The organism is Reichenbachiella sp. MALMAid0571, assembly GCF_040151475.1.
GTDB lineage: Bacteria > Bacteroidota > Bacteroidia > Cytophagales > Cyclobacteriaceae > CAXBNB01.
On the sequence record NZ_JBDKWG010000010.1, the window covers coordinates 1 to 11321 of the forward strand.

Annotated in this window: 10 protein-coding genes; 6 read left to right on the forward strand and 4 right to left on the reverse strand. The window is 35.9% G+C overall.

Annotated features, from left to right (window positions below):
- A partial coding sequence (locus AAOP42_RS00095; RefSeq protein ID WP_349526416.1) for a hypothetical protein occupies positions 1-232 on the forward strand: 232 nt, incomplete at its 5' end.
- Here the strand turns inward: AAOP42_RS00095 and AAOP42_RS00100 are convergent.
- From AAOP42_RS00100 to AAOP42_RS00115, 4 genes are all read right to left on the reverse strand, one after another.
- On the reverse strand, positions 215-1531 hold the full coding sequence (locus tag AAOP42_RS00100; RefSeq protein WP_349526417.1) for an inositol-3-phosphate synthase: 1317 nt from the start codon (positions 1529-1531) through the stop codon (positions 215-217). The two genes, AAOP42_RS00095 and AAOP42_RS00100, sit on opposite strands and share 18 nt — an antisense overlap.
- 24 nt (positions 1532-1555) lie before the next feature.
- Positions 1556-2557: an NAD-dependent epimerase/dehydratase family protein gene (locus tag AAOP42_RS00105; protein ID WP_349526418.1), complete on the reverse strand. Its 1002-nt coding sequence runs from the start codon at positions 2555-2557 to the stop codon at positions 1556-1558.
- Positions 2558-2643: 86 nt separating this feature from the next.
- A complete protein-coding gene (gene spt / locus AAOP42_RS00110) occupies positions 2644-3882 on the reverse strand; it encodes a serine palmitoyltransferase (protein WP_349526419.1) in 1239 nt (412 codons plus the stop codon).
- Between the two features lie 163 nt (positions 3883-4045).
- Positions 4046-5167, reverse strand: a complete 1122-nt coding sequence (locus AAOP42_RS00115) for a GNAT family N-acetyltransferase (RefSeq protein ID WP_349526420.1) — start codon at positions 5165-5167, stop codon at positions 4046-4048.
- A 171-nt stretch (positions 5168-5338) separates the two neighbouring features.
- On the opposite strand from AAOP42_RS00115, the gene AAOP42_RS00120 reads away from it, so the two are divergent.
- The 5 genes from AAOP42_RS00120 (at position 5339) to AAOP42_RS00140 (ending at position 11192) form a co-directional block, all read left to right on the forward strand.
- On the forward strand, positions 5339-6280 hold the full coding sequence (locus AAOP42_RS00120; RefSeq protein ID WP_349526421.1) for a phosphatase PAP2 family protein: 942 nt from the start codon (positions 5339-5341) through the stop codon (positions 6278-6280).
- Between the two features lie 209 nt (positions 6281-6489).
- Entirely contained in the window at positions 6490-6669 is a 180-nt protein-coding gene (locus tag AAOP42_RS00125; RefSeq protein WP_349526422.1) for a caspase family protein, read from the forward strand.
- 105 nt (positions 6670-6774) lie between these two features.
- Positions 6775-7380 carry an RNA polymerase sigma factor gene (locus tag AAOP42_RS00130; protein ID WP_349526423.1) on the forward strand — a complete coding sequence of 202 codons (606 nt, stop codon included), beginning with the start codon at positions 6775-6777 and terminating at the stop codon, positions 7378-7380.
- Between the two features lie 106 nt (positions 7381-7486).
- Positions 7487-8512 carry a FecR family protein gene (locus tag AAOP42_RS00135; RefSeq protein ID WP_349526424.1) on the forward strand — a complete coding sequence of 342 codons (1026 nt, stop codon included), beginning with the start codon at positions 7487-7489 and terminating at the stop codon, positions 8510-8512.
- Positions 8513-8666: 154 nt separating this feature from the next.
- Complete coding sequence (locus AAOP42_RS00140; protein ID WP_349526425.1) at positions 8667-11192, forward strand: SusC/RagA family TonB-linked outer membrane protein; 2526 nt, start codon at positions 8667-8669, stop codon at positions 11190-11192.
- Positions 11193-11321: the final 129 nt, after the last annotated feature.

Genomic DNA, 11321 nt, shown 5'->3' on the forward strand with positions numbered 1-11321 from the left:
TAGTGGTGTCCGACTAAATTTTAAATACCCTAAAAAAGTACGTTTAAACGAAATGAGAAAAGATTTTTTCGATTTCCTAAAACTACCCCCGCCCCCTGAAGGGGTGATCAAAAAGTCCCCTTTAGGGGATTTAGGCCTGCCTACCGATCAGGCAGGGGTGATTTTGATGAATTTCCTTAGAAGGCAAAATCTTTTCTCGGACACCAATAAAAACTTAATCATAATAATCTAATCCAAGATTGGTGATCAAATCTTCACCTTGCAGATATCTAAGGGTATTTTTCAATTTCATCAACTGAACAAAGATGTCATGTTGTGGTTTCAGTCCTTTGGCTGCCTGTGGAGATTTTAGGTAGAATGAAAGCCATTCTTGAATACCACCTTTCATTCCTGCTCTTGCTGCAAGGTCTAGAAAAAGTGCTAAGTCTAATACCAATGGAGCTGCTAAAATAGAATCCTTGCAAAGAAAATCTACTTTTATCTGCATTTTATATCCCAGCCATCCACTGATGTCTATATTGTCCCAACCTTCCTTGTCGTCACCTCGTGGTGGATAGTAGTTGATCCTTACTTTATGGTATAAATCTTTGTACAAATCAGGATGTAATTCTGGTTCCAAAATATCTTCCAACACACCAAGCTTGGATACTTCTTTGGTTTTGAAGTTGTCTGGATCGTCTAACACTTCACCGTCTCTATTTCCAAGGATGTTGGTTGAAAACCATCCGTTGATGCCCAGAGATCTTGCTTTTAGACCAGGAGCAAGAATGGTTTTCATTAATGTTTGCCCTGTCTTAAAGTCTTTTCCTGCTATAGGGCTACCAGTTTGCTTGGCTAGTTCTACCATAGCATCTACATCGCAAGATAAATTTGGAGCACCATTAGCATAAGGAATCCCCATTTTTATAGCGGCATAAGCATAGATCATGCTTGGTGCTATATCAGGATGGTTGTTTCTCAGGCCTTCCTCAAGTTTTTCAATGGAAGAGTGGACTTCACCTTCTTTGATGTAAATTTCAGTAGATCCACACCATACCATTACTGCCCGGTCGCAACCATTTTCTTCCTTAAAGCGTCTGATGTCTTCTATTACAGCTTCAGCAAGTTCCATTTTTGTGGCACCTTTTTTTACGTTAGGGCCACTAATGTTTTTGACATATTTTTGATCAAAAACTGCCTTCATTGGTTTGATTTGCTCCAACTCATCTTTGATTTGCTCTAACAAATACCTGTCGAGTACTCCTGCATTGACAGCAGCTTCGTAGGCATTGTCTTCGAAAATATCCCATCCTCCCAGTACAATATCGTCTAGTCCGGTTAGAGGGATGAAATCTTTGATAAGAGGATTGCGATTATCAGTTCGTTTGCCAAGCCTGATGGTACCCATTTGAGTCAACGACCCTATAGGTTTGGCTAGTCCTTTTCTAATGCTGATAACTCCAGCCATAAATGTGGTGGAGACGGCTCCCATACCTGGTGTAATAACGGCCAGTTTACCAGTTGGAGCCTGGATTTTTGCTTTTGTTGACATTTAAAATTTAGTTTATTTATTTACTTATAACCATTTTTCATTTTTATACCATTTTATAGTTTCTTCTATACCTTTATCTAGAGAGTACTGAGCTTTAAAGTCAGTATCTGTGTAAAATGAGCTGGCATCACATAGCCAATTGCTGCATTTCAATTCATTTATTTTATCAATGTTGAGTGGTGATGGCTTCTTGGTGAGTTTTCCCGCATTTTCGGATAAAAATGCTACTATGTTCACCAAAAACATTGGCAGTTTAATTACAAACGTTTTTTTATCCATCAAAAACTTAATACGTTCACTAAAAATAACATTAGTGTACTTCTGATTGTCTGAAATAAAATATGTTTTTTGCTGCACTTGACTCGTCGTTGCTCTAATGACCGCAGAGGCTAAATCCTTCACATATATAAATGACAAATATTGCAAGTTGTCCCCTATATAGACTTCAAGTTTATTGCTTATTAATTTAAAGAAGCTAAACATGTCTGCATCTCTTGGGCCAAAAACGGCAGGTGGGCGCATGATGACGTAAGGAAAGTTTGTAAGCCCTTTTAGGTACTCCTCTGTTTTTAATTTACTCCTGCCATATTCTGTAACCGGCATAGGAGGATCGAGTAAACTTATAGGAGTATCGGTATTGTGTTGGCCAGGCCCTGATGCTGCTAAACTGCTGATGAAAACAAACTTCGTAAGTTTATGACCGGAATTTATAATGGCTTCAACAAGGTTTTTACTGTACTCAAAATTTACCTTGTTGTAATCCTTGTCAGACAGAACTTTTGTTACTCCTGCATTATGAATTACATAATCCAATGATCCGTTCTTTTCTTTGAATGTTTTGAGCTGTTCAGCTAGTTTTTCGCAGTTAGAAAAGTCTATTTCAATAAAGTTTATTCTTGGATCTTTGAGGTATTTTAGATTGCTGGTTTTTCTAACAGCAGCAAAAACCTTCAATCCCTCTTCAAGTGCTTTTTCTACAATAAATCCTCCTATAAATCCACTGGCTCCAGTTATCAGTATATTCATAGTTTGTGGGAAGGGTGGATGAAATGAGGTAAACAATAAAGCCTGATACTACAGGCTTTATTGTTTACGGATATGTCTTTTTATTGTTAAATTTTATTTTGAACCAAGTCGGAATGATTGACTGTTGAGCCATTGTGATATCTTTCTAATCCTACAATGTCTCTGGCTTTTTGTAGTTTCTCGAATGCATAATCTATTTGATCATGCGAGTGCGTGGACATCAATGAGAATCTAAGAAGAGACGAATCACTTTTTACGGCTGGTGAAATAACAGGGTTTACAAATATTCCTTCTTCAAAGAGTACTTTTGTGATTTCAAAAGTTTTTTGGTCATTGCGTATATAAATTGGGATAATCGGAGATTCTGCTTCTCCAATGTCAAAACCTAGTTGCCTAAGGCTTGTCATTGCATAGTTTGTGTTGTCCCAAAGTCTCTCAATTATTTGAGGCTCTGTTTTTATGATTTCCAAAGCAGCCAATGCACTTGCAGCAGAAGCTGGAGGAATGCTGGCACTAAACATTAATGATCTGGCATTGTGTTTCATGAACTCAATAGCTGTTCTATCTCCTACGACAAATCCACCAAGTGAAGCTAAAGATTTACTAAATGTACCAACTATAAAATCTACGTCACCAACCAACCCGAAATGAGAAGCTGTACCAGATCCTTTTTCTCCAATTACACCTACAGCATGAGCATCATCTATTATGGTTGTTGCGCCATATTTCTTAGCGATTTTTACCATATCCGGAAGGTTGACTATGTCTCCTTCCATACTAAAGATACCATCTACTACTATAAGTTTAATGCTGTCTGAGGGAAGGGACGCAAGTTGTCTCTCCAAAGAGTCCATGTCATTGTGCTTGAACTTAATCACTTTTGAGAAAGACAATCTGCTGCCGTCTATGATAGAAGCATGATCCAATTCATCAATGAGGATATAGTCATTTCGTCCTGAAAGACATGAAATTACTCCAAGATTTGCCTGAAAACCTGTACTAAAAACCAGTGCGGCTTCTTTTCCAAAAAATTCTGCAAGGTTTTCTTCCAACTGTACATGGAGATCCAGGGTTCCATTTAGAAATCTTGATCCTGCACACCCGGTTCCATATTTATCAACAGCAATCTTTGCTGCTTCTTTCACTTTTGGATGATTGGTAAGACCCAGGTAGCTGTTTGAACCAAACATTAGTATTTTTCTACCATCAATGTCCACCTCCGTGTCTTGATTTGATCCTATTTCTCTAAAATAAGGATAAAGTCCACGGGCCTTAATTTCTCCTGCTAGGGTAAATTTTGAAATTCGCTCTTTTAAAACATTCATTAAGGATTCGTTTTTTTTCTAAAAGAAGGCCTAATTATCTGTGAAAATAGGCATTTATATCCTACTATTTATTAAAATGAAGCAAATTTAATGCTTTATTCCAAATTATTCACAATAAAAAACCTTCGTCTTTTTAATTACAATGACTGCCTCATAAAATTTATTAAACAGTTTTTTTATATAGTCTATGCTTCTTATAAACCTTTCCATTGATGTTTATAAGTGCTTTATTCATAGCCGGGTTGTTCTCCAAAATCCATGAAGCTTCACCAAATTCCATTTTTTTGTTTTTTGCTTCTTCAAAAGCCTTTATGTAAAAATAGGCATCAATACCTAGTCTCCTATACTCCTCCAAAACCCCTAAAGTAACAATTCTAACTCTATCAATTTTGCTTTTATAATAAAGAAGTTTAAAAATTCCTAGTGGTAACAACCTTCCCTTTTTTAATTTTTTAAGGGGAATGTTCATATCAGGTACGGTTAGTGAAAAACCAACCAATTTCCCGGATTTTTCTGCCACAAGCAAAAAATCCGGATCTACAATAGATTTCATGTCTTTAGCAGCATGCCTGAATTCTTCAATAGTCATAGGTACAAAGCCCCAATTTTTTTCCCAGGCAGCATTATAGACTTCAAAGATATTGTCAATTTCTTCTTTAAAATTTTTAAGATTTACCTTTCTGATATTGATACCTTTTGAATTTAGCCTCTCAAGAACTTTGCCAGATAATCTCATTAGCTTTTCTGGAACATCCTCTGTGTTGATTTTATATGAAAGCAAATCCATTTCGGATTTAAATCCATATTTTTCTATAAAATCCACATAATAGGGCTTGTTGTAAGTCATCATTACTGTGGGAGGAGTGTCAAATCCCTCTATCAATACTCCACAAGTTTCGTTTGTAGAGTAGTTGGTAGGTCCCATGATAGACTGGAGGTCATTGCCTTTCACCCAATCGACAGTAGTTTCTAATAATTTTTCAGCAACATTATAGTCTTCAACAACATCGAAGAAACCAAAATATCCGGTTTGATCACCAGTGTATTTGATATAATTGTTGTTTTTTATGGCTGCAATTCTTCCTGCGATAGTACCTTCTTTGTAGGCGAGAAAAAAGTCAGCTGTAGAATGGTTGAAAAAAGGATGTTTGTTTTTATTTAATAAATCCTTTTGCGCCAAATAGAGTTCAGGCACATAATTGTCATCGTCTGAATACAAAAGATGAGGGAAATCAATGAAGTCCTTCAATTCCTTTTTACTCTCTACCTTTCTGACCTCTATCATTAAGTAATGGCTGGTTTCAATTAAATTTTAACTACAAAGTTTGCAAAGATATATTTTACTCAACTTTAATCATATTTTATTGAATTTTATTCGATAAAAGCCCTTCAATTATGTTGGAATAAATGCCGTCATTACATCCTGTTTTATAGTTTTGCAACTTGAATTCAAAGTATGGAAAAGGGACTTAATAAAGCAGGCTTTTATAAGTTTGATCTGGGAGTAGTAGTATGGGCAACAATACTATCGGCTATCTATTTATTGATTGAAGTGTATGTTACAGGATATAGGCCTGATCATCTTGGCTTTTTAGTGTTTTATCTTGTGGGATTTTTCGCTCATCCTTCTTCTCGCAAGTTTGTGTTGGGGTTTTCGTTTTTCTTTGTTTACGCAATCATTTTCGATTCAATGAAGGGGTATCCCAATTACCTGTTTTCGGATGTGAGAATAGAAGAACCCTACATGTTGGAAAAACTTTTGTTTGGGATAGATACTGCTATGGGCAGAGTCACACCTAATGAATATTTCCTGGCACATAGTAGTACTTTTCTGGATGTGATGAGTGGGTCTTTTTATATCAATTGGATGCCTATACCACTAGGTTTTGGGATATATCTGTGGGTTACCGACAAGCGTATTTTTATTCATTTTTCAGTTGCATTTTTTACTGTAAATATTTTGGGATGGATTATTTATTATACCTATCCGGCTGCTCCGCCATGGTATGTCCAGGTGCATGGCTTTGAAGAGCATTTTGATATTCCCGGAGGAGTGGCAGGTTTGGTTAAGTTTGACGATTTTTTTGGTATAACACTGTTTCAGGATTTGTATTCCAAAGGATCAAATGTGTTTGCAGCTATGCCGTCATTGCATAGTGCCTATCCTGTGGTGGTCTTTTTTTATGGAATTAAAAAACGAGTGCATTGGCTTGTTTCCATGTTCTTTGGAATCTTTGTAGTGGGTATTTGGTTTGCAGCAATTTATACCTCACATCACTATACCATTGATGTAATTGCCGGAGCTTCTTGTTCTATTGCCGGAATCTTTATATTCGAAAAGTTTTTAACGAAGGGGAGGTCAGGTCAGATTTTAGAGAGATTAGTTGATAAAGTTTAAAAGCTGTCAAGAATTTGCTAATGAGATTTGAGAAATGCAATAGTTTTCTTAAACAGTCTATTTGTTTTCTGGTCAATGGTTTCCGGATCTAACTTTTTATCACTTGGTATTATTTAAAATAGTCAGGACATATTTGAAGAAACTAAAACTTCAAACTATATACTTGTTTACGGGTATCCCGAAGATGTCACTGCTTTTTAGGCTTACTATTGAGTGACGGTACCAATGGACTATATACTTCGGGATTGGTAAAAGCCATGAGAGTTCCGGGCCTTACCATAGAAGAAGTTTTCAAACAGGTAAGGATAAATGTTTTGAAAAAGTCGGAACAGAAGCAAAATCCCTGGGAAAATTCATCGCTGGTAGGTGACTTTTATTTTAGAAAATAGACCTGTAGTTATTAGAATTACTTCTGAATCAATTTTTTGCTTCCAAAAAGATGTCTTCACCCATTATTTGATTTACTTAGCTATATGCTATTCTAGCACGAATTTATGCCAAGAAAAGAAAATCAGGATCAGGAAGAGATCATATTGTGGGAAATGGTAAGGTCAAATGACTTACAAGCCTTCAATCAAATCTACCGAATACATTACCCCAGACTGATGTATATAGGAAAACAATTGCATTGTGATGAAGAAACAACCAAAGATTTGCTCCATGATACTTTTATAGAAATCTACGAGCGCAGAGCATCTATTAAAATACGATCCTCATTAAAATTTTATTTAATCAGGTGCTTTAAAAGTCATTTACACAAACATATAAGGCAGAATCAAGAGCACCTTAAAGTAATCGAAGAAGAGGAAAAGGAGATTCAATTTACTTTTTCCATTCAACAGGAAATCATACAAAATCAGTCGTCTTTAGAACAGTATGCCAGTATCGAGAAGGAAATTAATGCTTTGACCAGCCGGCAAAGAGAAGCAATGTATTATTATTTTAAAGAAGGGTTTGATTACGACGAAATTACCGAGCTAATGTCACTAAAGACACGTAGATCTGCTCAAAACCTCATTTATGAAGCAATTAAAATCATCAAGTCAAGATTGTTGTCCCTATTGTTTTTTGTTGGTGTTTCCTTCAAAGAGATATACTGAAAAACACTGTTCTTTTTGCAAATCTTAAGTCATTCGAAAAAATAATTTAAAAATTTTCATGTATATCCATGCAGGTTTCACTCTAGTATATTGAAAGTGAAAAAATATGGAATATAAAGACATTAAAGTTCAGGATTTATTGCAGGATGAATCTTTTGTGAAGTGGGTTGTGAATCCCAATGAAGCACTGGATAAAAAATGGAACAATTGGATCACCGAACATGGTGGTCAAACTCAAACATTAGCAGAAGCAAGGGAATTGATCCTTTCTATGAGCTTTAATGATAAAGAACAGGCATTGCCCGATGGAGGATTATGGCAAAAAATTGAGACCACTATAGAAAGTAAAAAATATGAATCTGAGTCTTCTGATTTTAGAAACCTTAAATACCTGTTGCGCATAGCTGTTGTATTGGTGTTGGTATCGGCTGTTTCTGTTTTTTATTATAGTAAAAATCAAAAAAACGAAGAACAGGCTTTGTTTTCACCACCGGAAGTGATTGTCAAGCAAAATCCTAATGGAGTGAAAACACAACTACGATTGCCTGATGGCACTAAAGTTTGGCTCAACTCTGGCAGCAAACTTATTTATCCCGCTACTTTCACTCAAAATTCCAGGAATATTGAATTGTATGGGGAAGCATTTTTTGATGTGGTTGAAGACAAATCAAAGCCCTTTGTGATCCAAACGCCCTATTTCCAAACTACAGTTTTGGGCACATCATTTTCAGTAAAGGCCTATGATAATTATCAACCTAAAGTTTCACTTGTAGAAGGTAAGCTAAAAGTATCCAAATTAGGAATAGATAGAATTATTCACCCAGGAGAACAAATTGTTTTGAAAGGAGAACAGTTAGCACTTCAGCCATTTGATTATGCAGAAGAAATTGGCTGGACAGAAGGTATATTATTTTTCAAAGAAGACAATATAACAAGTTTGTTTAGTAAGCTGGAGTCTTGGTATGGAGTGACTATTGAATTTGATGAAAACAAATTGCCTGACTCAAAATATTCTGGAGAACATAAGAACCAGAGTCTTGAAACGGTACTGAGAGGGATCAGTTATTCGCTCAATTTTGATTATGAAAAGAAAGATAAGAATATAAAAATAATGTTCAATCCAAATAAATAAATGCATTGATAGACAAGAAATAACTAATTGAAAAGTGGCACTGCCAGGCAGCACCACTTTTGCAGATATAGTATTTGAGAAAATTGGGAAGTCTTCCAACTACTATATCAATACCGTTTTAATAAATCTTCAATTACTAAAACTTTTCAAATTTATGAAAAATAAAGCTATACGACTAATTGTTAGTATCATGAAGTTATCCATTTATGTTTTTATTGTTCAGTTGGTGGCACTCAATTTTATTGTTGCCGGAGAGTCCAATGGACAACATAGCCGGAGCGTACGTGAAACATTCATATCACTAAATTTATCTAATGCCTCTATCAAAGAAGCATTTAAGCATCTGGAGTCTATTTCAGATTTTCGGTTTAACTATGACAAAGCAGATATCAATACCAAGCTTAGAATTGATTTAACTTATTCAAATACATCTGTCGCAGAAATCCTGTTAAACATATCAAAAGAGTACAAACTTGGATTTAAACAACTGAACAATACAATTCAGGTGGATAAACTAGAACATATATCACCTGATACTGCCATTGAGGTTGTTTTTTCGGATGTAGATATCTCCGGTAAAATCACCGATGAAAACGGAGATGGACTACCAGGAGCCTCTGTGGTTGTGAAAGGAACCACCACCGGAACCACGACAGATCTTGATGGCAATTATAAAATATCGGTAGCCGAGCAATCTGTATTGACTATTTCTTTTGTTGGCTATAAAACGCAGGAGGTTACTATTGGCAGTCAAAGTGTAATTGATGTGCAAATGGTAGTAGATGCTGAGCAATTGGAAGAGATAGTAGTCGTAGGGTATGGGACAGCAAGGAAAAAAGATTTGACTGGTGCTGTTGGTAGGGTTAACGTAAAAGAAAAGGCTACAATGATTAATGTTAGTCCAGTTCAAATGTTGCGAGGTTCTGTTGCGGGAGTAAATGTAACAGATAATGGTAGGCTTGGTTCTGATGGATCTATTTCGATACGTGGACAAAACTCAATCTCTGCAAACAATTCCCCTATGATTATACTTGACGGTGTTCCATATTCAGGTGCATTGACAGATATCAATAGCAATGATATTGAGTCTATTGATGTTCTGAAGGATGCAAGTGCAGCAGCGATTTATGGTTCTCGTGCTGCAAATGGAGTGATTTTGATTACAACGAAACGAGGTGATTCGGAAAAACCTTTGATTTTATATAACGCCAACTACGGAGGTTCCTATTTTGGACATATTCCTGAGTACTCGAATGCAGAACAATATATTCAAAAAGTACTTGATGGCAGAGCTGCAGATGGTAAATCGGCAGATCCAAATGATCTAGCCAATTATCTAAATCCACTAGAAGTAGACAATTTCAATAATGGAAAAACAATTAATCCATGGAAAGAGATTAGTCAGGATGCTCCTATGATGAATCATGAGATTAGTTTTTCTGGTAATTCAAATAACGTAAAGTATTACTTTTCAGGATCATACACTAATCAAAAAGGAGTGCTGCTCAATGATCAATTCAAACGTTATTCTTTTAGAGGTAATATTGAAACATATGTAACTGATTGGTTGAAAGTTGGAACTAATACCAGTTACTCTAATCGGGATTATTCTGGTAATGAAGCATCTTTTGGTGAGGCTTCTTACCTAAGCCCCTATGCATCTCTCTATAGAAATAATTCTAAATCAGATATTTATTTCTTGCCTATGAATGAGGGTTTTATTCATAATCCTTTGACAAACCCCTTTTATTCTGACAATCTGGACACGCGACAGAACTTTTTTACCAATGTATTCGCAAATATTGAGCTACCCTTTGGGATTAGCTATCAATTAAATTATGCCAATACATTAAAATGGTCAAATGTATTTGATTACAACAAATCATATTCGGCATCAGATGAAGGGGTCTTTAGGCTAGGAAGTGGCGCAAAAACACACGGAAATGAGCGAAACTGGATATTACAAAATATCATAAAATGGAATAAAACAATCAATGAAGACCATACAATAGATTTAACAATATTGTATAGCCGTGAACACTCTGATAGTAATAGTTCCAGACTCTCAAGCAACAATATTTGGAATGATGGCTTAAGTTATAATGGACTTCACATCGGCGAGAATGCTTCTATTGTCACGCAAGCTGGTGAGGATAATACACTTTCATCGATGTTTCGATTAAATTATCGGTATAAAGACAAATATTTGTTCACCATGACTGCCCGTCGCGATGGATATTCAACATTTGGTAATGGTCAGAAATATGGTACATTTCCTTCTATTGCAGTGGGATGGAATATTTCAGAAGAAAATTTTTTAAAAGGTACTACTTGGGTTAATTATCTAAAATTAAGATATTCCTATGGAAAGAACGGGAATCAGGCTATTGGCAGGTATGCTTCTTTGAGTAAGTTAGGTACTATTAATTATGTCTTTGGTGATGTTTCCGTACCATCAATTGGTCTTTATACTTCTTCAATGGCCAACGCTGATCTTGGATGGGAAACAACTCTGGCATCTAATTTTGGATTGGATTTTTCTCTTTTGGGAAATCGAATTTCAGGAGCTCTTGAGTATTATATTGTGAATACTGAAGATATTCTTTTACAAAGAACCATCCCAATTGTTAATGGTTTCTCTTCCGTTTGGCAAAATATAGGAGCCACCCGTAATAACTAAGCATTCGTGCGGCCGATAGGCCAAGCATGAATGTAGTGTTGAACGAACCGTAGTTGGTATTTGGCAGATAGTCTTATGGGTTTTTCGGTCTGTGGATTTGGTTGACCTGTAGATTTAAGTAGGTCTTTG